The sequence below is a fragment of the Mycolicibacterium aichiense genome, from assembly GCF_010726245.1.
Taxonomy (GTDB): Bacteria; Actinomycetota; Actinomycetes; order Mycobacteriales; family Mycobacteriaceae; genus Mycobacterium; species Mycobacterium aichiense.
In genome coordinates, this window is the sequence record NZ_AP022561.1 from 1,963,074 (window position 1) to 1,987,277 (window position 24,204).

Below are 24,204 nucleotides of genomic sequence, written 5' to 3' on the forward strand. Positions count from 1 at the left end.
GCGACGAACGAGTCTTAACCCGGACCGAGACGGTGCTCACACAAGACGGGGCTTCACACAAACCGCGCCCCTCGGCCGTGGGGCACGAGGGGCGCGGGGCCCGCCTCGCGGCGGGCCTGGGGTGTGGTCTCCTCCTGTTTCAGGAAACCCCCTCCAGTTCTTCTCCGGTGATGTCGATTTGCCGCACCGGCCCGGTGAACCAGTTCTTCACCGACGCGTGCCAGTAGATGTAGAGCAGGATCAGCACGCCGCCGACCACCAGTGGGGTGTAGTTCACGTACTTCCACTCGAAGCTCGCGTCCCACGGCGCACCGCCGATCGACGTCGGGAACATCGCGATGATCGAGGTGATGATGATCTCGGCCAATGCCAGAGGTGCCATCCACTTGTGGTGTCCCCGGAGATTCCATTTGCCCAGCGGGAACGAGTCACCGGCTTTCCAGCGGTAGTAGATCGGCACCGCGAAGCACAGATAGAGGCCGACCACCCCGATCGAGACCACCGCGAAGAACGCGATCGGCACCGGGGCGCCATTGATGTCCACCTGGACCAGCGCGGGCAGCGTCAAGATAGCAGCGATGGCCGCGGTGACCATGACGGCGTTGGCGGGCACCTTCTTGGTGCTGAGCTTGGACCACAGCTGATGGCCGGGCACCGCCCGGTCGCGGCTGAACGCGAACAGCATCCGCGAGGCGCTGGTCTGGCACGCCGTGGTGCAGAACAGCTGCCCGGCGGTGGAGATCAGCAGCACGATTGCCACCCACTTGGAGTCCATCGCCTGGCTGAAGATAGTGGCGACCGCGCCACCGCCTGTCGTCACGCCATCGACGTCCTGAACCGCGAACAGGAAGCTCAGCAGCAGGATCCAGCCACCGATCGTGGAATAGAAGATCGACCGCCAGATTCCTTTCGCCGCGCCATCGGCCGCACTCTTGGTCTCCTCGGACAAGTGGGCCGACGCGTCGTAGCCGGTGATCGTGTACTGCGTGAGGATCGCCGACATCGGCAGCACGAACAGCAGGAAGCCGAATCCGGAGGTGGATCCGCCGAAAAAGCCGGTGTTGTTGACCGTGGTGGCGAACACCGTGGAGAAGCTGGCGTGCTGGGCGGGGATCAGCCACAGGATCACGATCACTGCGGCGGCGCCGATGACGTGCCACCACACCGAGATGTTGTTGATCACGGCCAGCAGGTGGCTGGAGAAGATGTTGATGGTCGCGACGATCACCAGGATGACCAGGAACATGATGAACGTCCGGGTCAGGCTGTAGCCGGCGAGCCAGCTCTCGCTGAAGGTGCCCAGCGTCAGGTCCAGGAACGTCGCCGACCCGTAGGCCACCGACGCCAGGATCGCGATCAGGCCGATCAGGTTCAGCCAGCCGGTGTAGTACCCGGCCTTCGGGCCGCCGAGTTTGGCTGCCCACCAATAGATTCCACCCGAAGTCGGGAAGGCCGACACCAGCTCGGACATGCACAGCCCGATGAGCAGGATAAAGACCGACAGGATCGGCCAGCCCCAGGCGATCGCCGCCGGGCCGCCGTTGTTCCAGCCGAGGCCGAACGAGGTGAAGCAGCCGGCCAGGATCGAGATGATCGAGAACGAGATGGCGAAATTGCTGAAGCCGGACCAGGACCGGTGCAGCTCCTGGGTGTACCCGAGGCTGGCGAGGTGCTTTTCGTCGTCGTCGAGTAGTTCGTGACCCTCTGGCACGGTTTCTCCTTCTGGGCGTGATGACGAAGAGGCGCCCACCGGCGCTCTCCTGAGTAGGGACAATAGAGTGCTATTGGTCTGGTGTCCTACCTTTGGAGTGACGTTTATGTAAACCTGGACCACGACGCCGCCACGCTGGCGACATCCAATGGTTGACTTTCCGTCGAATCAACCCGATCCCGGGCTATCGAGAGGGGCACGCGTGACGCCTGATGGTGCAGGCCGACGCCGGCCAGGTCTGTTGCTGCAGGCCGAGTTGGACGACATGGTGGCCGCCGGTGAGATCGACACGGTCATCGTGGCCTTTGCCGACATGCAGGGCCGGCTGACCGGCAAACGGATCTCGGCCGAACTGTTCGTCGACGATGTCGCCGCCCACGGCGCCGAGTGCTGTAACTACCTGCTGGCGGTGGACGTCGACAACAACACGGTCGACGGTTACGAGATCTCGAGCTGGGAGACCGGCTACGGCGACATGGTGATGACCCCGGATTTCAGCACGCTGCGCCGCATACCATGGCTGCCCGCCACCGCGCTGGTGATGGCCGACCTGTCCTGGACCGATGGCCGCCCGGTCAACCAGGCTCCGCGCGGCATCCTGCGCAAGCAACTCGACCGGCTCGCCGAACGCGACATGTGTGCGGTCGCCGCGACCGAACTGGAGTTCATGGCCTTCGACACCAGCTACCGCGACGCCTGGAAGTCCGGTTACCGCAACATCACTCCTGCCACCGACTACAACATCGACTACGCGATGCTGGCCTCGACCCGGATGGAGCCGCTGCTCCGCGACATCCGTAACGGGATGGCCGGTGCCGGAATGTACTGCGAGGGCGTGAAGGGCGAATGCAACCTCGGCCAGCAGGAGATCGGGTTCCGCTACGCCGACGCGCTGGTCACCTGCGACAACCACACGATCTACAAGAACGGCGCGAAAGAGATCGCCGATCAACACGGCAAGAGCCTGACGTTCATGGCGAAATACGATGAGCGGGAAGGAAACAGCTGCCACATTCACATCTCCTTCCGCGGCACCGATGGCTCCGCAGTTTTCGCTGATGACTCCGACGAGCTCGGCATGTCGCCGATGTTTCGCAGCTTCATCGCCGGTCAACTCGCCACACTGCGTGAGCTGACGCTGTTCTATGCACCGAACATCAACTCCTACAAGCGGTTTGTCGACGGCAGCTTCGCTCCGACCGCGATCGCGTGGGGCATGGACAACCGCACCTGCGCGTTGCGGGTGGTCGGCCACGGATCCGGGATGCGGATGGAGTGTCGCGCGCCCGGTGGTGACGTCAACCAGTACCTCGCGGTGGCGGCGCTGATCGCCGGCGGGCTGTACGGCATCGACAACGGGCTGGAGCTGCCCGACGCGGTCGACGGCAACGCCTACACCAGTGGGGCCGATCGGCTGCCGACCACGCTGGCCGAGGCGGCCGCGCTGTTCGAGGGTTCGACGGTGGCGCGCGAGGTATTCGGCGACGACGTCGTCGAGCACTACCTGAACAACGCCCGCGTCGAGCTGGCGGCGTTCAACTCCGCGGTCACCGACTGGGAGAGGGTGCGCGGCTTTGAGCGGCTCTGAGAGGGAGGCGGGGCTGCGTCCCGTCGTGGGTCTCACGACGTATCTCCAGCAGGCACAGACCGGCATCTGGGATGTGCACGCCAGTTTCCTGCCCGGCATCTACATCGAAGGCGTCACGCTGGCCGGGGGGATCGCCACGCTGCTCCCGCCGCAACCGGTGGACGCCGGCATCGTCGAGCGGATCCTCGACGGCATCGACGGTCTGATCGTCACCGGCGGCCGGGATGTCGATCCGTCCGCGTACGGCCACGATTCGCACCCCGCCACCGACGTGCCGGACCGCGTTCGCGACGCGTGGGAGCTCGCGCTGGTTGCCGCGGCGATACGCCGGCACCTGCCGGTGCTCGGCATCTGCCGCGGCGCGCAGGTGCTCAACGTGGCACTGGGCGGCACACTGCACCAGCACCTCCCGGACGTCGTGGGGCACACCCGTCATCAGCAGGGCAACGCGGTGTTCACGACCTCGACGATCCACACCGTGGCGGGTAGCCGGCTTGCCGGCCTGATCGGGGAGAGCACGAATGCGCAGTGCTATCACCATCAGGCCATCGACCGGCTCGGTGACGGACTGATGATCAGCGCGTTCGACGGGGAGGGTGTGGTCGAGGCCGTCGAGTTGCCGGGTCACGATTTCGTGCTGGCCGTGCAATGGCATCCCGAGGAAACCCTGGACGACCTTCGCGTGTTCGCCGGCCTGGTCGAGGCAGCCCGGGCCTACACAACAGAAAGAGTGAATTGAGTACAACCGAACTGGTCAATCCGGCCACGGAAGAGTCGCTGCGCATGGTCGAGCTGACCGACGTCGCCGGCGTCGACGACGCCGTTGCGCGCGCCAAGGTCGCCCAAAAGGTCTGGGCCGCACAGGCGCCCGCCGAGCGGGCGGCCGCATTGCGGGCGTTCGCCGCTGCAGTGGACGCGCATGTCGGCGAGCTGGCCGCCCTGGAGGTCGCCAACTCCGGTCACCCGATCGGCGCGGCCGAGTGGGAAGCCGGCCACGTGCGCGACGTGCTCCAGTTCTATTCGGCCACCCCGGAGCGCTTGTCCGGTAAGCAGATTCCAGTGGCCGGCGGACTGGATGTGACGTTCAACGAGCCGATGGGCGTGATCGGGGTGATCACGCCGTGGAACTTCCCGATGCCGATCGCGGTGTGGGGTTTCGCGCCCGCGCTGGCCGCAGGAAACGCGGTGGTGCTCAAGCCGGCCGAGTGGACGCCACTGACCTCGATGCGGCTCGGTGAGATCGCGGTGGAATCCGGCCTCCCCGAGGACCTGTTCCAAGTGCTGCCCGGCCGCGGCTCGGTGGTCGGTGAGCGGTTCATCAGCCACCCTGATGTCCGCAAGATCGTGTTCACCGGCTCCACCGAGGTCGGCACCAAGGTGATGGCCGGGGCGGCCAACCAGGTCAAGCGGGTCACCCTGGAACTCGGCGGCAAGAGCGCCAACATCGTCTTCGCCGACTGCGATCTGGAGAAGGCGGCGGCCACCGCGCCCTACGGTGTGTTCGACAATGCCGGGCAGGACTGCTGTGCGCGCAGCCGGATCCTCGTGCAGCGCAGTGTGTTCGACAAATTCATGGAGCTACTCGAGCCGGCCGTCAAGGGCCTGGTCGTCGGTGACCCCGCGGCCCGGGACACCGAGATGGGACCGCTGGTGTCGCGCAAGCACTTCGAATCGGTGGCCGCCTACGTACCCGATGACACCAACGTCGCCTTCCGCGGCTCAGCGCCGAGTGGGCCCGGTTTCTGGTTCCCGCCGACCGTCATCACCCCGCAACGCACCGACCGCACCGTCACCGAGGAGATCTTCGGACCGGTCGTCGCGGTGCTGCCGTTCGACGACGAGGCCGACGCCATCGCGCTGGCCAATGACACCGAATACGGCCTGTCCGGGTCGATCTGGACTGACAACCTTTCTCGGGCAGTGCGGGTGTCACGCGCGGTCGAGGCAGGCAACCTGAGCGTCAATTCGCATTCGTCGGTCCGGTACAACACCCCGTTCGGCGGCTTCAAACAATCCGGGCTCGGCCGCGAACTCGGTCCGGACGCACCCCTGCACTTCACCGAAACCAAGAACGTCTTTTTTGCTGTAGAGGAGAGCTAGATGGATCTGTCCCAGCGACTGAAGGACAAGGTCGCCGTCGTCACCGGTGGCGCGAGCGGCATCGGGCTCGCGGCCGTCAAACGGATGCGGGACGAAGGCGCGATCGTCGTCATCGGGGATCTCGACGAGACCACCGGCAAGACTGTGGCCAACGACTTGAACGTGACGTTCGTCCAGGTCGACGTTGCCGATCAGGTCGCGGTGGATCAGTTGTTCGACACCGCTTTCGAGCTACACGGTGGCGTCGACATCGCGTTCAACAACGCCGGGATCAGCCCGCCCGACGACGACCTCATCGAGAACACCGGCATCGACGCCTGGGACCGGGTGCAGGACGTCAACTTGAAGTCGGTCTTCTTCTGCTGCAAGGCCGCGCTGCGGCACATGGTGCCCGCGCAACGCGGCTCCATCATCAACACCGCCTCGTTCGTCGCGGTCAATGGTTCGGCCACCTCCCAGATCTCCTACACCGCGTCCAAGGGCGGCGTGCTGGCCATGTCGCGCGAGCTCGGAATCCAGTACGCGCGCCAGGGAATTCGGGTCAACGCGCTATGCCCCGGCCCGGTGAACACCCCGCTGTTGCGGGAGCTGTTCGCCAAGGATCCCGAGCGCGCTGCACGCCGCCTGGTGCACGTGCCGATGGGCCGGTTCGCCGAGCCGGAGGAACTGGCCGCCGCGGTGGCATTCCTGGCCAGCGACGACTCGTCGTTCATCACCGGGTCGAGCTTCCTGGTCGACGGCGGCATCACCGGCCACTACGTCACCCCGCTGTAAACCATGACAGCCGTACCGGAACCGCAGCAGGCCCACGAGGCACTGCTGCGTCCGGTGCGCCTGGGCAACGCGTTCGAGGACACTGTGGCCCGGCTGCTGCAGACCATCAAGCTCGGTGTGCTCACCCCCGGTGACTCGCTGCCCCCGGAACGGGAGCTCGCCACCCGGCTCGGCGTCAGCCGCGACACCGTCCGGGAGGCGATCAAGTCGCTGGCCGACGCCGGTTACCTGGTGTCGCGGCGCGGCCGCTATGGCGGTACCTTCCTGGCCGAACCGCTACCCGCCCCCACCGAGGGGGTGGTGCGCTTCAGCCGCGCCGACATCGACGACGCGCTGCGGCTGCGCGAGATCCTCGAAGTCGGCGCCGCCAGGATGGCCGCGACCCGAACGCTGACCGCCGCCGAGCGGGAAGGTTTGTGGTCCCGGCTGACCGATGTGCGCTGCTCGTGTGCCGAGGACTACCGGCGGCTGGACTCCCGGTTGCATCTGGCCATCGCGGAGGCTGCCGGATCGGCATCACTGGTGCCGCTGGTGGCCGAGAACCGAATGCGACTGAACGCCCTGTTGGATCAGATTCCGTTGCTGCGGCGCAACATTGCGCACTCCGACGAACAGCACGAGAGCATCGTCATCGCCATCCTGGCCGGCGATCCGGATGCCGCAGGAGCGGCGATGCAGGCCCACGTCGCCGGGTCGGCGGCCCTGCTGCACGGCTTCCTGGACTGACTTCCCCGGCCGGCCGTCACGACGCGGTGCGGCGTCGTATTCCGCGCCGAGCAGACCGACATCGTTGCGCAGGCTGATCAGCCGGTCGAAAAAGTTCGGTGGCCTCTCGCGTCCACCCGATATCGCCGCTGCGCGACACCAATGCCGCGGAGCGCAGGACTCCCAGCAGCGGGTAGTCCTCGCGACGGGGTGTCGCTAGTGCGATCCATCCAGGGTGACAACAACTTTGACATCGTCAGATTCGGGGGTGAACGCGTTCGCCGCGTCGTGCAGCGGGACCCGACGGGTTATCAGACTGGCCAACCACTTCGGATCGGCTTTGGTCAGCGCTGCGGCGGCTTGCCGGTAGTGCCGAAGGTTGGCGTTGACCGAACCCACGACCGCGTCGTTCTCCAGCACGATCTCGCGATTGAGGCCCCCGGCGTCAACAGTGAGGGCCCGGCCCTTCGGGGAGACGCCGGTCAACGCGACAATGCCGTACGAGCCGGTGACGGTCATGGCGTCGAAGACCAGCGCGCCCACGCCGGTGGCCTCGATGACGATGTCCGGCTGGATCTTGCCGACCGCCTTCTCAACGCTGGTGTGGTGGTAGGTGGCGTTCAGGGCGTCCACGATCTCGGGTTTGGGTCCGTCGGTCACCCGGTCGAGCACATGGACTTCGAGGCCGTGCTGCACGCCCAGCAGAGCGGCCAACAGACCGACCGGGCCTGCGCCGGTGACCAGCGCGGTGCGTGGTTCGAACCAGGCCCGCTGCCCGATGCGGTACACCTGCTCCCAGGCTTTGGCCACGACCGTGGTGGGCTCGATCAACACGCCGGCGTCGCCGAGTCCGTCATCGAGCTTGATCGCGTAATCGGTCTCCACACACCAGATCTCACTGCCGTACCCGTCGATCTCCTTGATGCCGCGTTCGGTGTACCGGCCGTTGCGACACATGTCGAATTCGCCGTGGGCGCAGGCGCCACAGGGCACCGGATCGGGCCGCCGAACCACGCCGACCACCAGATCGCCTTCGCCGAACTCGCTGTCCGGCGGGGCCGTCAGCACCCGGCCCAGCGATTCGTGACCCAGTATCAGCCGATCACGCCCAGGCGGGGCCCAGCCGTATTCGCCTGCGGCGATCTCCTTGTCGGTCCCGCACACTCCGATCGCCAGGCCTGCCACACGCAGTTCACCGGGCCCGGCGGAGGGCTCGGCGACGTCCTCGACGGCAAGGGTGTGGGCTCGGCCGGGCTGCACTGTCAACGCACGCATGCTATCGGCGTACCCATCCGGTGCGGCCCTCATCCATTGCCGTACCGCAATGGTTGCTGGGAAACAAGCTGCTATCGGCTGATGAAGGCCAACCCGACAATGCCGACGATGTAGAGCACGCTCACGGCGATCGAGTCCAGCCCCATCCGGAGCCACTGGCGCTGCGGGCGAAAGATCAATCCCGCCATGTATACGACGGTGAGCAGGGCGGCCAGGGCGGTGAGGTAGATGTCGGTGCGGTGGGCGGTCGGCAGCACCGCGTCGCCGGACAGCAGCGTCGCGAGGAGGAACAACACCGGCAAGAAGGCATTGCCGCCGAAGATGTCGCTCATCGCGAGCTTGTAATCGCCCATCCGGGTCGAGGCCAGGCCGGTCGAGAGTTCGGGCAGGGAGGTGGCGGCTGCCAGAACGGTGGCGCCGAACAACACCCCCGACATTCCCCAGCGGCCGAACACCTCCTCGCCGCTGCGTTCGATCAGAACACCGGCGACCAGCGTGGCGACGGCGGCAACGGCGAACACGGTGACCGCGCGGCCGGTGCTGACGCCGCGTTGCGTAGCGGTCTTCTCGTTCGTCGCGGTGGAGTGGCCGGGCGGCTTGTCCTGGCTGTCCGGCGCATGACCGGCCTGTTGCCACGGTAGTCCCTTGCCGGCCCGGCGGATCAGGTACAAACCGATCGCCCAGACGACGACGATCAGGACCGCACCGGGAGTCAGCCGCCACGCGATCAGCGAATTGGGCAACTGGGTGGACATCACCACGATGACTAACAGCGCCACCACGAGACCGGCTTCCAGCACCAGGGTCAGCGATGCCGCCAGGTAGGTCAACGGCTTACGCGGTCGGGTGCCGGCGGCGTCGAGGGCCGCCAGCACGATCGTTTGGATCGCGATGCCACCGAGGATGTTGCCGACCGCGACGTCGACATGATGGGACAGCGCGGCGCTGGCGGTGATGGCGATCTCCGGCAGGTTGGTGGCAATCGCGAGCAGGATGACCCCGCCGAGCGCCGCGCCCAGATGCCACCGTTGCGAGAGCACGTCGGTCGTCTGGGACAACTTGATACCCGCGAACCAGATCACGCCGGCGCACGCCACGAAGATTGCCACCAGTGCCGGCGAAGGCAAAGACGTCATGGCGATATGTTCCCGCCCAGCGAAATGTTAACCACAGTCAACAGTTGTTCGGCGACAAACATTCGCCGCGGGGGTGAGCCGCTCAGCCGACCTGATCGTCGCGGCCGGCGGCGGCGAGGAGATCCTCGCGCCCTCGCGCCACCCGGGAGCGGATGGTGCCCACCGGGCAGCCACAGACCTCGGCGGCCTCGGCATAGGACAACCCCAGCACCTGGGTCAGCATCAACGCGTTGCGGCGGTCGGTGTCCAATCCGTCGAGCAGCATCCTGATCTCGGTGATGTCCTCGAACCGGCCGGCGCTGTGTCGGGCGTCGAGCACCTGCTCCAGATCGATTGCGGAGGTCGTGCGCGGTCGTGCCTGATTGCGCCGGATCTGGTCGACGACGACGCGGCGGGCGATCGACAGCAGCCAGGTCTTGGCCGAGGACCGACCGGAGAATCGGGGGAGTGCGCCCAACGCCCGCAGGAATGTCTCCTGCGTCAGGTCGTCGGCGTGACCTGGATCACCGAGGAAGGCAACCGCACGCCAGACGTCGCGCTCGGTGGCCTTGATAAACGCCTCGAGAGCGGCCGCGTCGCCCCGGCCGGCAGCCAGGGCCAGCGCGGTGACGGGGTCGTCGTCGTGTTCGGCCACGCTCAGTGAGACTAGGGGATCACCGTGACCGGCACATTCCCGGCCTGTTGCGGGAGCGTATTTTGGGTGGTCGGGAACCGCGCGGCCGTCGTGGCCGACTACTACCCGGGTCCCTGACAGGCAAGGAGTGCGATGACGGTGTCGGTCGTGGGCGGTTCAGCCGCTACGAACGAGTCCGACGCCTCGCAGCGTGTCGAACTCGACGTCTCGGGGATGTCCTGCGCGGCGTGTGCGGCTCGGGTCGAGACCAAGCTCAACAAGGTCGACGGAGTGCGCGCCTCGGTCAACTACGCCACCCGGGTGGCCAGCATCGATGCCCCCGAATCGGTGGCCACCGAGGATTTGTGCGAGGTCATCCGCAAGGCCGGTTACGACGCCGCTCCGCGCTCCGCCGCGGCCGCCGAGACAGCGGACCCCGACGACACGCTGGCCCGCAGCCTGCTGCGGCGGCTGGCGATCGCCGCCGTGCTGTTCGTGCCGCTGGCCGACCTGTCGGTGATGTTCGCGGTGGTTCCCAGTACCCGGTTCACCGGCTGGGGCTGGCTGCTCACCGCGCTGGCGGCGCCGATCGTCACCTGGGCCGCCTGGCCGTTCCACCGGGTTGCCCTGCGCAACGCCCGCCATGGCACCGCGTCCATGGAGACGCTGATCTCGGTCGGCGTCACCGCGGCCACACTGTGGTCGCTGTACACGATCTTCATCGGGCATCGCGAACGACGCAGTGACGGCATCTGGCAGGCGCTGCTGAGCAGCGATTCGATCTACCTGGAGGTGGCCGCCGGCGTCACCGTCTTCATCCTGGCCGGGCGCTACTTCGAGGCGCGGGCGAAGTCGCGGGCCGGCAGCGCGTTGCGCGCGCTGGCCGCTCTCAGCGCAAAGAACGTGACGGTGCTGCTGGCCGACGGCAGTGAAATGGTGCTGCCGGCAGACGAACTCAAAGAGCAGCAGAAATTCGTGGTGCGCCCCGGCGAGACCATCGCCGCCGACGGGTTGGTGATCGAGGGTGACGCCGCGATCGACATGAGCGCGATGACCGGCGAAGCCAAGCCGTCGCGTGCGCACCCGGGTGCACCGGTGGTCGGCGGAACAGTGGTGCTCGACGGCCGGTTGATCGTCGAGGCCGCTGCCGTGGGTTCCGACACCCAGTTCGCCGGGATGGTGCGGCTGGTCGAAGAAGCGCAAGCGCAGAAAGCTGACGCTCAGCGACTGGCCGACCGGATCGCCGGTGTCTTCGTGCCGGTCGTGTTCGGAATCGCGGCACTGACGGCGATGGGCTGGCTGTTGGCCGGAGCCGACGCCGACCGGGTGTTCTCGGCCGCGCTGGCGGTGCTGGTGATCGCCTGCCCCTGCGCGCTGGGGCTGGCGACCCCGACGGCGATGATGGTGGCCTCCGGACGCGGCGCACAGCTCGGCATCTTCCTGAAGGGCTACCGGGCGCTCGAAGCCATCCGCGCGGTGGACACCGTGGTGTTCGACAAGACCGGCACGCTGACCACCGGGCATCTCGCGGTCACCGAGGTGACCGTTGCCGACGGCGCGCGGCCCGACGAGATCCTGGCGCTCGCCGCGGCTGTCGAGGCCGCCTCCGAACATGCTGTCGCAGTGGCCATCACGACCGCCACCGACGAGCGCCGGCCGGTGGAGGACTTCCGCGCCCATCCGGGTCGCGGGGTCACCGGCACGGTATCGGGGCGGCGGGTGACGGTCGGGCGCCCGTCCTGGGTCGCCGGGCAGACCGACCTGCCCGAGTCGGTTCAGGCGGCTCGACGAAGCGGCGAATCACGCGGGGAGACGGTGGTATTCGTCGCCGTCGACGGGCAGGTGTGTGGTGCCGTGGCGGTGGCCGACGCGGTCAAGGAATCGGCCGCGGGCGCGGTGGCCGCCTTGCACCGCCGCGGGCTGCGTACCGTGCTGCTCACCGGCGACAACGCCGCCGCCGCAGGAGCGGTCGCCGCGGAGGTCGGTATCGACGAAGTCATCGCCGAGGTGCTGCCCGAAGGCAAGGTCGACGTCATCGAGCAGCTGCGCGACCAGGGCCGAGTGGTCGCCATGGTCGGCGACGGCATCAACGATGGTCCCGCGCTGGCGTCGGCGGACTTGGGCCTGGCCATCGGACGCGGCACCGACGTGGCGATCGGCGCCGCCGACATCATCCTGGTGCGCGACGATCTCGACATCGTCCCGCAGGCACTCGACCTGGCCAAGGCCACCATGCGCACGATCCGGACCAACCTGTACTGGGCATTCGGTTACAACGTGGCAGCCATCCCGATCGCCGCGGCCGGATTCCTCAATCCGCTCATCGCCGGTGCGGCGATGGCGTTCTCGTCGTTCTTCGTCGTCTCGAACAGCCTGCGGCTGCGCAACTTCGACGCCCGCTAACGAAAGGCATATCTCGTGTCGAACACGTTCACGATCACCGGTCTGCACTGCCAGAGCTGCGTGCGGGTGGTCACCGGTGCTCTTGCGGCGCTGCCAACCGTCAGTGTCGTCGACATCGACCTCGACCCCGAGGGCGCGTCGATCGTGCGGGTCGACGGCGAGGTCACCGTCGACCAGGTGCGCGAGGCGCTGGCAGACGAGGATTACACCGTCGTAGGCTGAGATCTCAAGCGCCCCAGGATAACTCGGTGACTCCCGAAGCCATGCTGTGGCTTGCGCTGGACCTGATCGGGACGTTTGTGTTCGCGCTCAACGGCGCATTGACCGCAGTGCGCGCCGCTCGTCTCGACATCGTCGGGGTGGTCACACTCGGCATGATGACCGCCCTGGGCGGTGGCGTCATCCGGGATGTGATCATCGGCGACATCCCGCCTGCGACGTTTCGTGACTGGCGATACTTCGCGCTCGCCGTCGCCGGCGGGCTGCTCGCCTTCGCACTCAGCAAGCTGTTGCACCGGTTGGAGGCCGCGATCACGGTGTTCGATGCAATGGGCCTGAGCGTGTTCGCGGTGATCGGGACTGCCAAGGCGGCGGCATTCGGGTTGGGTGTCGCCCCGACGTTGCTGCTGGGCGTGGTCACCGCGGTGGGCGGCGGCACTATTCGCGACGTCCTGATCGGGCAGATCCCCACCGTGCTGCGCAGCGAACTGTATGCGATCCCGGCCCTGATGGCGGCGGCGATCACGGTCGGCGCCATTCGGCTGGACTGCTACGGGTTGGCGGCCGCCCTGGCCGCCGCGGCGGTGTGTTTCGTCATCCGGATGCTCGGGGTTCGGTTCGGCCTCAACGCACCCGGCCCACTCGGCACCGACCGCTGAGGTTCAGGGGGCCAGCCAGGCGAGCGCCGCGACGACCAGCGCCTCGGTGCCGGTGTCCAGGGTGGGTTGGATGACCGGAGCGAACCCCGGCGAGTGGTTGACCGGAATGTCCTGGCTGACCCGTCCGTTCTGGACTGCCCTGCGATAGTGCTGCTCGTCGATTCCACCGATACCCCAATAGGTGAACGGCACCCCGAGCGCGGTGGGGATGTCACTGAAGTCCTCACTCGCCGCTCCCTGCGGCATAGCGTGCAGGCGTGCGCCGAAGTGTCGCGCGAAGGCGTCGTGTACTCGGCCGGTGACCTCATCGTCGTTCACGGTGAGCGGAAACGAATCGTAGAGTTCGAATTCCGGCTCTTCGGGTGAATCGGAGGCCTGGCATTCGGCGATCACGATGCGCCGGATCGCGTTGAGTACCGAGGTGCGCGTCGACTCGTCGAACGTGCGCAGGTTGAGTTCCAGGACGGCACGATCGCCGATCACGTTGCTTTTCGTCCCTGCTCGAATGCTGCCGACGGTCAGGACGACGGTGTCGGCCGCAGCGACCTCTCGAGAAACGATGGTCTGCAGGCGGATCACGATCATCGCCGCCAGGACCACCGAGTCCACCGCCGCCTGAGGCATCGAGCCGTGCGCACCGCGGCCGAACACCGTGATCCGCATGCTGTCGGCTGCTGCCAGGAACGGACCGCGATGCGTTCCGACCACGCCGGCGGGTAGGGGAAGCACGTGTTGCGCCATGGCGACGTCGACATCCGGAATGGCTTCGCGCAGGCCGTCATTCACCATTCCCCGTGCACCATCACCGACCTCTTCAGCCGGTTGGAACAAAGCGATGACGGTCCCGTTCCACTGCTCGGCGTGCCTGGCCAACAATTCGGACGCACCAAGCAAGCAGGTGACGTGGACGTCGTGCCCGCAGGCGTGCATGACCGGAACCTCATTGCCGGAGGCGTCGATGGCGCGCTCCGTGCTGGCGTAGGCCAGACCGGTTGCTTCCTGCACAGGCAGCGCATCCATATCCGCGCGCAGCAGCACCACCGGGCCTTCACCGGCCCGGATGATGCCGATGACGCCGGTGCCGCCGATTCCCTCGCGGACCTCGATTCCCGACTCGCGTAGTTTCTCGGCGACCAGGCCCGCGGTCCGGTGTTCCTGGTGGGAAAGTTCGGGATGCCGGTGCAGGTCGCGGTAGAAATCTTCTTGCCACTGCCGGACCGCGGGTAGCCCGGCCAAGATGGCGCCATCGCGACCAGTCGTCGAATCCGCGATCGAGGTCTCGGCCATCTTTCGGCTCCTTGCCGTGCCCGGTGGGCAACGCAGTACCCAACCTACGCCGCCCCCACATGCGATGTCCTCGGCCTGCCGGACTCCGATAACCTTGCCATCTGCCAAGCGGGTCACCCGGGATAGAGAAGCGAGAACGAGCACATGCCCGAACTGTTCGAGGTTCCGATCACGATGAACCTGGTGCGTGGGGCGCAGGAACTCGACATCACCAACCAGGGTCTGTTGCCGCATCGGCTACCTCGCTGGGCCCGCGCGCAATGTGACGACCCCCAACTCGCCATGGCCGAAGCTCAACCGGCCGGATGCCGACTGGTTTTCGAAACGCGTTGCACTGAAATCGAACTGGAAGCGCTGCGAACCCGGCCCGCCTATAAGGGCATGCCCATGCGGCCCGATGGCGTCTACGATCTGGTCGTCGACGGGGAGTTGACCGCGCAAGCCAGCCTGTCCGGTGGCAACGTGCTGATGAAGGACGCTGCCGCCGGTACCGAGGAACTCATTGCCGGCGCGCCGGGTGTGATTCGCTTCACCAACCTGCCGGACCGGCCGAAGATGGTCGAAATCTGGTTGCCGCACAACGAGATCACCGAACTGATAGCGCTACGGAGTGACCATCCGTTGCAACCTTGCCCGATCACCCGGCCGGTGTGGCTGCATCACGGCAGTTCCATCAGCCACGGGTCCAATGCGCTGCACCCCACCGGCACCTGGCCCGCGGTGGCGGCAGCCGGTGCCGGTGTCGAACTGATCAACCTCGGGATGGGCGGTGCGGCGATGCTGGATCCGTTCACCGCCCGCACGATGCGCGATATCCCGGCCGACCTGATCAGTGTCAAGATCGGCATCAACATCGTCAACGCCGACCTGATGCGCCTGCGCGCCTTCGGTCCGGCCGTGCACGGCTTCCTCGACACCATCCGCGACGGGCATCCGGTGACGCCGATCATCGTGATCTCCGCCGTGTACTGCCCCATCCATGAGGACACGCCGGGACCGCTGGCCCCCGATTTCAGCGGGGGAACACTGGCATTCGCCGCGACCGGCAACCCGACGGAGGTGGCGGCAGGCAAGCTCACGCTGCGCGTCATTCGCGACGAGCTCGCCCACATCGTCGGCGAAAGAGCACTGACCGACCCGCACCTGCGCTACGTCGACGGCCTGGACCTGTACGGTCCGGCAGACTTCGCCGAGTTCCCGCTTCCCGACCGGTTGCACCCCGGCCCGCAGGCCCACGACCGGATGGGGCAGCGCTTTGCCTGCGTGATTCGCGAGAGCAGCGCATCGTCCTAGCGAGAACCCTTGTCGCGCACGGTGGTGGGCAGTGCCGGTCGCGAGTCACCACCTCGACGTGAGGCTTGGCGATGTGCTGCATCGACTCGTCGCCCGCGACCGACCTGCCACACCGTCACCCTATCATCTGAACACCTGAACAGATAAGTTGATGACATGACTGATTACCGCTTGCCTGACTTGGATTACGACTACAGCGCACTCGAGCCCCATATTTCCGGCGAGATCAACGAGATTCACCACAGCAAGCACCACGCGGCTTACGTCAAAGGCGTCAACGACGCGTTGGCCAAACTGGAGGAAGCTCGCGCCACCGCCGACCACGCTGCGATCTTCCTCAACGAGAAGAACCTGGCCTTCCATCTCGGCGGTCACCTCAACCACTCGATCTGGTGGAAGAACCTGTCGCCCAACGGAGGTGACAAGCCAGTCGGAGAGCTGGCAGCCGCCGTCGATGAGGCGTTCGGGTCATTCGATGCGTTCCGCGCTCAGTTCAGCGCCGCTGCCAACGGTTTACAGGGTTCCGGCTGGGCAGTACTGGGTTACGAGCCGCTCGGCGGCAAGCTGCTGACGTTCCAGCTCTACGACCAGCAGGCCAACGTGCCCGCGGGGATCGTGCCGCTGCTGCAGGTCGACATGTGGGAGCACGCCTATTACCTGCAGTACAAAAACGTCAAGGCCGACTACGTGACGGCGTTCTGGAATGTCGTGAACTGGGCCGACGTTGGGGACCGGTTCACCTCGGCAATCGGCAAGCCACAGGGCGGTCTTGCCTGACTGCGTGATTCAGCGCCGGTTCTTGGCCAATTCCCGCAGCATCGCGTTGTAGGCGTCGAGGTCGTCGTCGTAGTGGGCATCGGCGTGCCGGTCGGTGCGGGTGGCGGTCCGCCGGTCTTGGCGTGCCCACTGCACCACGAGCGCGATGACGACGACGATCACCGGAAGCTCGCTGGAGCCCCAGGCGATCGCCCCACCGAGATGCTGGTCGTCGTTCAGGCTCGCCAGCCACGGTAGGTGCAGGTAGCGGTAGAACGTGCCGCCGAGCACCGAAGTCATGGTCATGGTCGCGATCCCGAAGAACGCGTGGAACGGCATCACCGCGAACAGCAGGCCCAGGCGTCCGATGAACGGCAAGCGTTTCGGCCCCGGGTCAATGCCGATGATTCCCCAGAAGAACAGGTACCCGGTGATCAGGAAGTGCAGGGTCATGAACTCATGGCCCCAGTGGTAGCGGACCAGGGTGTCGAAAATTGGCGTGAAATACACCGCGTACAGCGAGCCGACGAACAGCACAAATGCCGTTGCGGGATGAGACAGGAACCGGGACACCGGCGAATGCACCAGCCACAGCAGCCATTCCCGGGGACCGGGTGGGCGGCCGGCGCCTGCGACCGGAAGCGCGCGGAGCGCCAACGTAATCGGTGCGCCCAGCACCAGGAACACCGGGATGAACATGTTCAATGCCATGTGCTCGCCCATGTGCACGCTGAACATGGCCGACCCGTAGGCGCGCACCCCTGAACTGGTGGCGAGAAGCAGTGCGGCACAACCCAGCAGCCACGCGACCATCCGGCCGGGCGGCCAGGCGTCGCCGCGCCGCCGCAGCCGGACGTACCCGATCACGTACCCCAAGGCCAAGACCACCGCGGCGACGCCGAGCAGCACGTCGAACCGCCAGGCCGTCAGCAGCCGAAGCGCGGTGGGTGGCTCGGTGAGCTGATAGCCGAGAAAGACGTCCCACGCGGTGAATTCGTGTGCAAGTAGCCGTGGCGCGGTCTGCATCGCCATCGTCGACACGGCCGCGACCGCCAGGATGGCGGCCACCGCGCCTGCCGGCCTGTGCTTGATGAGCAGGCTGGCGAGGAGCGCGGCCGCGGCCAGCACGCCGAATCGTCCATAGTCCGACGTCAACCCGGAAGGCATCGCCAGCAGGAACCACAGCAGCGCGCCATACACCAGCGCGACCGTGCCCGCTGCGAGCTCAGTGAGCAGAACTCGTCTGCGCAGTTCGGCTTTCGGCGGGGCGAGCGCGGCGCCGACCTTCACTCCGGTCAGGACTGCCAGCGCGGCGGCGAAGACGATCACGGCGCTGGTCGCGTAGTCGTGGTCGGGCCCCTGGCCGGCGTTGCCGCTGACCGGCAGTGCGATCACGCCGATGAATGTGGGAATCAGCAGCACGGCGTGCCACGACCAGCGCACGGTGGCGCGCAGACTCGCGGTCACCACGGCCGCGGCGACGGCGGCCGCGATCCAGCCGCGGCCCATTTCCGAGGCGCCGAGCGCGGTGCCGAGGCCGCCCTCGGTGATCAGCCGGGTGACCGGCACCCCGGATGCCGTCGCAGCCTGGATCGGGATCATCGCCAGCGCCGTCACCAGCCAGACCGGTGCGAGGCGTTCGGCAAGCAGGTGCACGCGGAACGACAGGGGGTCGAGCACGCCGCGGTCGTCGGGTTCGGCGGTGATCACGATGAACACCAGCGCGCCAAGGCAGATCGCGGCGGCCAGTGTCGCGGTGAAGTAACCGATCAGACCGGCGACACTGGTTGCCGTGCCGGGGTAGGAATCGCCGGTGGCGGTGAAGCGCCGGTCGCCGGATGCCACTGCGTATACGGCGATCGCCACGAGCAGGACGAGGTAGCCGCCCAGCAGCCATCGCCCCGGCGACCGGGTGGCTGTGTGGGTAGCGTCCATCGTCGCGAGTCTACGACTGGTCGTCGTAGTCGAGTCGCCGTGGTGGGAACTTTCTGGTGCGATGAATCGACCATTGCTGACGTGCGGATCGGACAAGGAGTGACCGGTGATCGCTGACCTCACGCTGCGCTGGGTCGTCACGCTGTTGTTCGTGCTCGCCGCCGCGGAGTGCCTCTCGACCATCGTCGGCGCAGAGCGGCGTCCGGCGGCCGTCGTCAGCCAACTGCTGCACGTCGTGATGGCGGTGGCGATGGCGGTGATGGCCTGGCCCTGGGGCGCAGCATTGCCGACGGTTGCACCGATGGTCTTCTTCCTGCTCGCGACCCTGTGGTTCGTGGCCGTCACGGCGAGCCCGATATGTGCCGGCCACCGGATCGCGGGCGGGTATCACGCACTGATGATGCTGGCGATGGCCTGGATGTATGCGGTGATGAACGGTCGGTTGCTGCCCGGTCAGGCGTCCTACGCGGGGGACACGGCGTCGACGTCCGCCGGGTCGTCGGGCCATGCCGGTCACGCGGGGATGAACATGCCCGGCATGGACATGTCCGGCACCACGGACGCGGCAGACAGTTCCGGCGGCGGGTATCCGCCCTACATCGACGCGCTGAACTGGGTCTGCACGATTGGGTTCGCGGTGGCCGCGGCGTTCTGGCTGTATCGCTACCTCGCGGTGCGGATGAATCGCGAGCCGGTCGTGGCGGCGCGCCCGCTGGGCATTCTGTGTCAATCGATGATGGCCGCGGGGATGGCGATCATGTTCGGCGTCATGCTCTGAGGCGCCGACGAGCTGTGGCCCGACCTCGGACCAGGCCACAGCATCGTGGTGTCGGTCTAACAGGAGCCCTGGGCCCGCAGCGACGTCTTGGCGACCTGTGCTGTGCACGACTTCACGGCCGCAGACGGCGAACGATGCGGGGTGATCGTGACGTGGTGGCCGCTGAGTTGGCGGATTACTGCTGCGGAGAGGTCTGCCTCGTCGGGAAGCGCCGCACCCCTGGCTTGCAGGGAGTCGTAGGTCGTCTTGATCAGGCCACCGTTCAACAGGCCGGTTACCGTGCCGTTCGATCCGTGTGTCGGGTGCTCATAGTTCGGCGTTCCAAAAGCGTTGTGGTAGTTGGTCCCGAGTGGCGAATCGTCCAGGGACTTGTTGAATGCGGTGTTCTGGTTGAACACTCGGTCACCGAGTGCTTGGACGGCGCGTACGCCCGGTGCCGGATTGCCCGGAGTGCTTTCAGTCCCGAAGCCCGGCCTGCCGACTGCGTCGCCTGACGGGGTGCTGTAGCCGTGGGCGTGCGCGATAGCAGCTCCGGGAGCCGCCACCATCAGTACCGCGGCAAGCGCGGTCCCGCTCAGGGCGGCGCCTGCGCGAATGCGGCGGCGGGGATTGAGATGCTGCGTGGTCATGTGAGCCTGCCCTTCAGTCAATGGTGTTGTTTCTCAACGGTCCTGGTCGTTCAGGCCGCCCTGGTAGGCAGGCCGGTGTCGGTGCACATCGCCTTGGACCCGCTGCTGCCGCCGGTGGCAGTGCCGGCACCGGCCCCGCCGCGGGTGTTGGCGCCGCCGCGCTCAGCGTTGCTATCGGTGTTGCCGCCGCTGCCTGAATCGGAGCCGTGGTCGTGGCCGGGATGCGCGGCCGCATGTCCCGCCAGAGCGGCGCTGAATGTGAGCGTTCCGGCGGCTAGGAAGGCGCCCAGGAGTCGCGGCATCCGACGGTGTTTTCTGACCTTCATTCATCTCTCCCGTTGTTGTGGACCCCGATCTACTACGGGCTGTAGTAATCGAGGGCATAGCGGTGCCCGGGGTGGGCCTGCTGACCCTGCTTTTCGTCAGCTGGGTGCGAGCCCCGAAACCATCGCCGTGGAGCTAGATCTCTCACAGCAGGTATTCAGGAAATGCACAGACAATTGGTCGCGAGACGCCGTGAAAAGTTCCGGGCCGTCAGGTCACGCAGCGCCGTCGGTGGGGTAGAGGTGCCCCCGGCGGCGCCCCCGGGAGGCGTTGTCGGGCAACACCACATCGGCTGTGACGGGTGCGGCGTCACCTCGGGGCTCCGGCTCGGACGCGCGGCTGTCTCGCCACACCAGCAGCGCCAGGACAGTGCCCGCCAGCACGGGCAGGTGCGACAGCACCCGGTCGAGCGTCACCGCGCCCGCGAGCGCGTCGGTGACGACGTAGCCGGTGAGGATCGCGGTGAACACCGACAGCACTCCGGCCAGGCCGGCGGCTGCCGTCGGCCGCGCCGCCGCGATGATCATCACCACGCCCAGTGCCGCCGACCATGCCGTCGACTCGTTGAGCAGATGGCCGCCCATCATCGCGTGCTGGGTGGCCGCCGATGTCCCGACGTTGACGCCGAATGCCTGGGCTGCGGCCAGGCCGACCTGCATGAGCCCGACGGCGCCCAACGTCGCGCGCAGCATGGTGTCGGTCGATGGCAGCCGACGATGGGCCGCCTGAGACGGCGGGCTGGCCGCAGCGACGGCCGCCACCTGGGACCGGCCGGCCAGTCGGCGCAGCTGCTGGGTCTGCTCGACGGCCCGGGCGTACCACGCCCCGCACTGGTCACAGGTGGTGAGATGCTCGTCGACCCGGGCCGCGGGAACGGGTTCACGTTCGCCGTCGATCCGGGCTGACAACGCCTCCCTGGCGACATCGCAGTCCACGGATCAATAGTCGCCTACGGAGGCCGGATTGTTCCAGCGTCCCGGGTCCAGCCCGACTGCTGGGCTAGATTCCTAGGCATGGATGCCCCAGGCGACACGGCGAAGGTCGAGCTTGCCTCGTCCGCGCTGGCCGATGTCGACATCCACGGTTGGACGCAACGCTTCGATCTGTTGTCCGACCCGCACCGGCTGGAGATCCTGCTCGGGCTGCACCGAGCGCCCGGCATCTGCGTCGGCGACCTTGCCGCCGCCGTCGGACGCTCGGAAAACGCTGTCTCGCAAGCACTTCGGGTGCTACGTCAGCAAGGCTGGGTTACCTCGACGCGAGTGGGGCGTCAGGTCAGCTACCGGCTGGAAGACCACACCGTGCACGATCTGTTGCACTGGATCGGCGCCGCTCACTCGGAGTGAGTGAACTGTTCACTTCATTATCTGTACAGGTAGACAGATATCTGGCCGGCCGATTAGGGTTGACCGTTGGGGGCCGAGCCGATCGCGAGGAGACACGTTGAGCGTCCAGGTCACGGCCATGCACATGAGCGACGGCCTGGTCAACGCGCCCACCTCGGTGATGTTCGGGGTGCTGGCGATCGCCGCGGTGGCGTTGTGCGGCTGGCGGGCGCGTACCGAACTCGATGAGCGCACCGTCCCCTTGGCCGGGCTGGTCGCCGCCTTCATCTTCGCGGTCCAGATGATCAACTTTCCGATCCTGCCCGGCGTGAGTGGGCATCTCCTCGGTGGCGCACTCGCCGCGATCCTGGTCGGCCCGTATACCGGGGTGCTGTGCATCACGATCGTGCTGGTGGTGCAGTCCCTGTTGTTCGCCGACGGCGGGGTGACCGCACTGGGGATGAACATCACCAACATGGCCCTGATCGGCGTTGCCGCGGGATACGCCGCCGCTCGGATTCTCTACGCGCTGGTGCGACGGCGCCGTCCCGGTTCGGTACCGGCGCTCGGGGTCGTTGGTTTCCTCTCAGCGCTGTTCGGAACAGTCTGCGCGGCAATGGGATTCGTGGCCGAATACGCGATCGGCGGTTCCGCGCCGACCTCGCTGGACACGGTCGGCGCCTACATGCTCGGTACCCATGTCCTGATCGGTATCGGCGAAGGGCTGATCACGGCGGTGACCGTGATGGCCGTCGCCCGGTCCCGCCCGGACCTCGTCTATCTGCTGCGCCGTCATCGCGACCGTGAGGCGGTGGCCGCGTGAGCGCCCAGGCCGTGGCCCGGAATTGGCGGTTCTGGGTGGGATTCGGGGTGGCGATCCTGCTGATCGCCGGTGTGGTGTCCTACTTCGCCAGTTCGAGCCCGGACGGACTGGACTCGGCAACATTGCAGGGGTGTCAGGTCGTCCACACCGACCACGGTGAACAACTGACCGGCACCTGCATCGCCCAGCACGCGACCGAACACACCATGGCCGCCTCGCCGCTGGCCGACTACACGATCTTCGGTCACCCGGCCACGAGTGGACTCGCCGGCGTCATCGGCGCCGTCGTCGTGCTGGGCATCGCCTTCGGCGGATTCTGGCTGATCGCGCGCAGCCGCCGCGCGAAGGACTGAGATGGGAGCCGGGCACTCCCACCCGCTCTACCGGGACGGCGATTCGGTGGTGCACCGCGCGCCCGCCGAAGTCAAGATCGCCGGACTCGTGTTGTTCGTCCTCGCGGTGGTGGCCACCCCGCGGGAGATGATCTGGCCGTTCGCTGTCTACGCCGTGATCGTGTTGATGGTCTGGCGGGTGGCCACGATCCCGCTGCGATGGATCCTGCCGCGGATGCTGATCGAGGCGCCGTTCATCGTGCTTGCCGTGTTGCTGCCGTTCGCCGAAGGCGGCGAACGCGTCTCGGTCGGCGGTCTGCAGTTGTCGGTGGCCGGGTTGTGGGCGGCGTGGGGGATCGTGGTCAAGGGCACGCTCGGTGTGGCCGCCTCGCTCACCGTCGCCGCCACCACGTCGGCGCGTGAGCTGCCGCTGGCGTTGAGCCGGCTCGGTGTGCCGGGGCTGGTGACCTCGATGCTCGTGTTGATGATCCGCTACATCGACCTGCTGTCGGCGGAAGTCAGCCGGATGCGAATGGCGCGGATCTCCCGCGGCGACTCTCCGCGAGCCATCCATCAGATCGGTGCGATCGCGAAAGGCGTTGGGGCGTTGTTTCTTCGGTCCTATGAGCGGGGCGAGCGCGTGTACCTGGCGATGACGTCACGTGGTTTCGACGGCAAGGTGCCCGAGTTGGCGATCGTCGGGGCCGGTCCGCGGGCCTCGGGGGCGCAGTGGGTGTTCGCGCTGACGCCGGCGGTGGCCGCGGCTGCGGTGGCGGCGACCGCTTGGGTGCTTCGATGAGCACGCCGGCGATCCGGGTCCAGGGTCTGCACTACCGCTATCCCGACGGCCGGGTGGCCCTCGACGGTGTCGATCTGCGCATCGCGCCCGGCGAGCGGGTAGCCATCCTCGGCCCCAACGGGGCAGGCAAGACCACGCTCATGCTGCATCTCAACGGCGTCCTCACCGCCACGTCGGGGACCGTCGAGATCAGTGGAATCACGTTGACTCGCAAGAGCCTTCGTGACATCCGGCGCCGCGTCGGGCTGGTGTTCCAGGATCCCGACGATCAGCTGTTCATGCCCACGGTCGCCCAGGACGTCGCGTTCGGCCCCGCAAACTTCGGGCTCACCGGCGATGCGCTGGCCGCCCGGGTGGCCGCCGCGTTGGAGGTCGTATCGATGACCGAGCACGCCGACCGCAGTCCCGCGCACCTGTCCGGCGGGCAGCGCCGCCGCGCCGCATTGGCCACCGTCCTGGCCTGCGAGCCCGAGATACTGGTGCTCGACGAGCCCTCGGCGAATCTCGATCCGGTCGCGCGCCGGGAACTGGCCGAGACCCTGCCGACGCTGGCGGCGACGATGGTGATCGTCACCCACGACCTCCCGTATGCCGCTCAGCTGTGCGACCGGGCGATCGTGCTCGACGGCGGCGTGGTGGTCGCCGACGACACCGTCACCGCGGTGCTGTCCGACGCCGAATTGCTGGCCGCCCACCGGCTCGAATTGCCCTGGGGTTTCGTGGCTCCCACGCGCTGAGAG

The 24,204-nt window shown here is 67.1% G+C and carries 25 protein-coding genes; 16 read left to right on the forward strand and 9 right to left on the reverse strand.

Annotated features, from left to right (window positions below):
• Positions 1 to 139: 139 nt before the first annotated feature.
• Entirely contained in the window at positions 140 to 1,711 is a 1,572-nt protein-coding gene (locus tag G6N32_RS09485) for an amino acid permease (RefSeq protein ID WP_115319379.1), read from the reverse strand.
• 265 nt (positions 1,712 to 1,976) lie between these two features.
• Between G6N32_RS09485 and G6N32_RS09490 the strand changes: the two genes are divergently transcribed.
• Genes G6N32_RS09490 through G6N32_RS09510 form a run of 5 tightly spaced genes read left to right on the forward strand, consistent with a single transcriptional unit; the run spans position 1,977 to position 6,899 of the window.
• Positions 1,977 to 3,299 carry a glutamine synthetase family protein gene (locus tag G6N32_RS09490; RefSeq protein WP_232077755.1) on the forward strand — a complete coding sequence of 441 codons (1,323 nt, stop codon included), beginning with the start codon at positions 1,977 to 1,979 and terminating at the stop codon, positions 3,297 to 3,299.
• Positions 3,286 to 4,038, forward strand: a complete 753-nt coding sequence (locus G6N32_RS09495) for a gamma-glutamyl-gamma-aminobutyrate hydrolase family protein (protein WP_115319381.1) — start codon at positions 3,286 to 3,288, stop codon at positions 4,036 to 4,038. The genes G6N32_RS09490 and G6N32_RS09495 overlap by 14 nt, the downstream gene beginning before the upstream one ends.
• Before the next feature lie 44 nt (positions 4,039 to 4,082).
• The gene (locus G6N32_RS09500; protein ID WP_410432615.1) at positions 4,083 to 5,399 is read left to right on the forward strand and encodes an aldehyde dehydrogenase family protein; all 1,317 of its coding nucleotides are present in this window, start codon (positions 4,083 to 4,085) and stop codon (positions 5,397 to 5,399) included.
• Positions 5,400 to 6,173 (forward strand): 3-oxoacyl-ACP reductase, encoded by a 774-nt coding sequence (locus tag G6N32_RS09505; RefSeq protein ID WP_115319383.1) that lies wholly within the window; start codon positions 5,400 to 5,402, stop codon positions 6,171 to 6,173.
• 3 nt (positions 6,174 to 6,176) lie between these two features.
• Positions 6,177 to 6,899 (forward strand): FadR/GntR family transcriptional regulator, encoded by a 723-nt coding sequence (locus G6N32_RS09510; RefSeq protein ID WP_115319384.1) that lies wholly within the window; start codon positions 6,177 to 6,179, stop codon positions 6,897 to 6,899.
• Positions 6,900 to 7,094: 195 nt separating this feature from the next.
• Here the strand turns inward: G6N32_RS09510 and G6N32_RS09515 are convergent, their stop codons facing one another.
• The 3 genes from G6N32_RS09515 to sigC form a co-directional block, all read right to left on the reverse strand.
• Entirely contained in the window at positions 7,095 to 8,153 is a 1,059-nt protein-coding gene (locus G6N32_RS09515; protein WP_115319385.1) for a glucose 1-dehydrogenase, read from the reverse strand.
• Between the two features lie 71 nt (positions 8,154 to 8,224).
• Positions 8,225 to 9,289 (reverse strand): sodium:calcium antiporter, encoded by a 1,065-nt coding sequence (locus tag G6N32_RS09520; protein ID WP_115319386.1) that lies wholly within the window; start codon positions 9,287 to 9,289, stop codon positions 8,225 to 8,227.
• An 82-nt stretch (positions 9,290 to 9,371) separates the two neighbouring features.
• Positions 9,372 to 9,923 (reverse strand): RNA polymerase sigma factor SigC, encoded by a 552-nt coding sequence (sigC, locus tag G6N32_RS09525; protein WP_115319387.1) that lies wholly within the window; start codon positions 9,921 to 9,923, stop codon positions 9,372 to 9,374.
• Positions 9,924 to 10,055: 132 nt separating this feature from the next.
• Between sigC and G6N32_RS09530 the strand changes: the two genes are divergently transcribed.
• Genes G6N32_RS09530 through G6N32_RS09540 form a run of 3 tightly spaced genes read left to right on the forward strand, consistent with a single transcriptional unit; the run spans position 10,056 to position 13,183 of the window.
• A complete protein-coding gene (locus G6N32_RS09530) occupies positions 10,056 to 12,305 on the forward strand; it encodes a heavy metal translocating P-type ATPase (RefSeq protein WP_115319388.1) in 2,250 nt (749 codons plus the stop codon).
• 15 nt (positions 12,306 to 12,320) lie between these two features.
• Positions 12,321 to 12,527, forward strand: coding sequence for a heavy-metal-associated domain-containing protein (locus G6N32_RS09535; protein WP_115319389.1), 207 nt, complete (start codon positions 12,321 to 12,323; stop codon positions 12,525 to 12,527).
• A gap of 41 nt (positions 12,528 to 12,568) precedes the next feature.
• A complete protein-coding gene (locus G6N32_RS09540; protein ID WP_115319390.1) occupies positions 12,569 to 13,183 on the forward strand; it encodes a trimeric intracellular cation channel family protein in 615 nt (204 codons plus the stop codon).
• 3 nt (positions 13,184 to 13,186) lie between these two features.
• Here the strand turns inward: G6N32_RS09540 and G6N32_RS09545 are convergent, their stop codons facing one another.
• A complete protein-coding gene (locus tag G6N32_RS09545) occupies positions 13,187 to 14,470 on the reverse strand; it encodes an amidohydrolase (protein ID WP_115319391.1) in 1,284 nt (427 codons plus the stop codon).
• Between the two features lie 144 nt (positions 14,471 to 14,614).
• Here G6N32_RS09545 and G6N32_RS09550 point away from each other — a divergent pair, with 144 nt between their 5' ends.
• A complete protein-coding gene (locus tag G6N32_RS09550) occupies positions 14,615 to 15,763 on the forward strand; it encodes a GDSL-type esterase/lipase family protein (RefSeq protein ID WP_115319392.1) in 1,149 nt (382 codons plus the stop codon).
• A gap of 156 nt (positions 15,764 to 15,919) precedes the next feature.
• The gene (locus tag G6N32_RS09555; RefSeq protein WP_115319393.1) at positions 15,920 to 16,540 is read left to right on the forward strand and encodes a superoxide dismutase; all 621 of its coding nucleotides are present in this window, start codon (positions 15,920 to 15,922) and stop codon (positions 16,538 to 16,540) included.
• 9 nt (positions 16,541 to 16,549) lie between these two features.
• Here G6N32_RS09555 and G6N32_RS09560 read toward each other — a convergent pair whose 3' ends face one another.
• Entirely contained in the window at positions 16,550 to 18,454 is a 1,905-nt protein-coding gene (locus G6N32_RS09560) for a cytochrome c oxidase assembly protein (RefSeq protein WP_115319394.1), read from the reverse strand.
• A 106-nt stretch (positions 18,455 to 18,560) separates the two neighbouring features.
• Between G6N32_RS09560 and G6N32_RS09565 the strand changes: the two genes are divergently transcribed.
• Positions 18,561 to 19,232 (forward strand): DUF5134 domain-containing protein, encoded by a 672-nt coding sequence (locus G6N32_RS09565; RefSeq protein ID WP_115319395.1) that lies wholly within the window; start codon positions 18,561 to 18,563, stop codon positions 19,230 to 19,232.
• A 56-nt stretch (positions 19,233 to 19,288) separates the two neighbouring features.
• Here the strand turns inward: G6N32_RS09565 and G6N32_RS09570 are convergent, their stop codons facing one another.
• The 3 genes from G6N32_RS09570 to G6N32_RS09580 form a co-directional block, all read right to left on the reverse strand.
• Positions 19,289 to 19,861 (reverse strand): hypothetical protein, encoded by a 573-nt coding sequence (locus G6N32_RS09570; protein WP_115319396.1) that lies wholly within the window; start codon positions 19,859 to 19,861, stop codon positions 19,289 to 19,291.
• A gap of 50 nt (positions 19,862 to 19,911) precedes the next feature.
• Complete coding sequence (locus G6N32_RS09575; RefSeq protein WP_115319397.1) at positions 19,912 to 20,163, reverse strand: hypothetical protein; 252 nt, start codon at positions 20,161 to 20,163, stop codon at positions 19,912 to 19,914.
• 237 nt (positions 20,164 to 20,400) lie between these two features.
• On the reverse strand, positions 20,401 to 21,120 hold the full coding sequence (locus tag G6N32_RS09580; protein ID WP_115319398.1) for a zf-HC2 domain-containing protein: 720 nt from the start codon (positions 21,118 to 21,120) through the stop codon (positions 20,401 to 20,403).
• Positions 21,121 to 21,198: 78 nt separating this feature from the next.
• Here G6N32_RS09580 and G6N32_RS09585 point away from each other — a divergent pair, with 78 nt between their 5' ends.
• The 5 genes from G6N32_RS09585 (at position 21,199) to G6N32_RS09605 (ending at position 24,201) form a co-directional block, all read left to right on the forward strand.
• Positions 21,199 to 21,531, forward strand: a complete 333-nt coding sequence (locus G6N32_RS09585) for an ArsR/SmtB family transcription factor (protein WP_115319399.1) — start codon at positions 21,199 to 21,201, stop codon at positions 21,529 to 21,531.
• A gap of 118 nt (positions 21,532 to 21,649) precedes the next feature.
• Complete coding sequence (locus G6N32_RS09590; protein WP_410432617.1) at positions 21,650 to 22,333, forward strand: energy-coupling factor ABC transporter permease; 684 nt, start codon at positions 21,650 to 21,652, stop codon at positions 22,331 to 22,333.
• A complete protein-coding gene (locus tag G6N32_RS09595) occupies positions 22,330 to 22,686 on the forward strand; it encodes a PDGLE domain-containing protein (RefSeq protein ID WP_115319401.1) in 357 nt (118 codons plus the stop codon). Before G6N32_RS09590 ends, G6N32_RS09595 begins: the two co-directional genes overlap by 4 nt.
• 1 nt (position 22,687) lies before the next feature.
• Positions 22,688 to 23,464: a cobalt ECF transporter T component CbiQ gene (gene cbiQ, locus G6N32_RS09600; RefSeq protein WP_115319402.1), complete on the forward strand. Its 777-nt coding sequence runs from the start codon at positions 22,688 to 22,690 to the stop codon at positions 23,462 to 23,464.
• A complete protein-coding gene (locus tag G6N32_RS09605) occupies positions 23,461 to 24,201 on the forward strand; it encodes an energy-coupling factor ABC transporter ATP-binding protein (protein WP_115319403.1) in 741 nt (246 codons plus the stop codon). The genes cbiQ and G6N32_RS09605 overlap by 4 nt, the downstream gene beginning before the upstream one ends.
• The last annotated feature ends 3 nt before the right edge of the window (positions 24,202 to 24,204 follow it).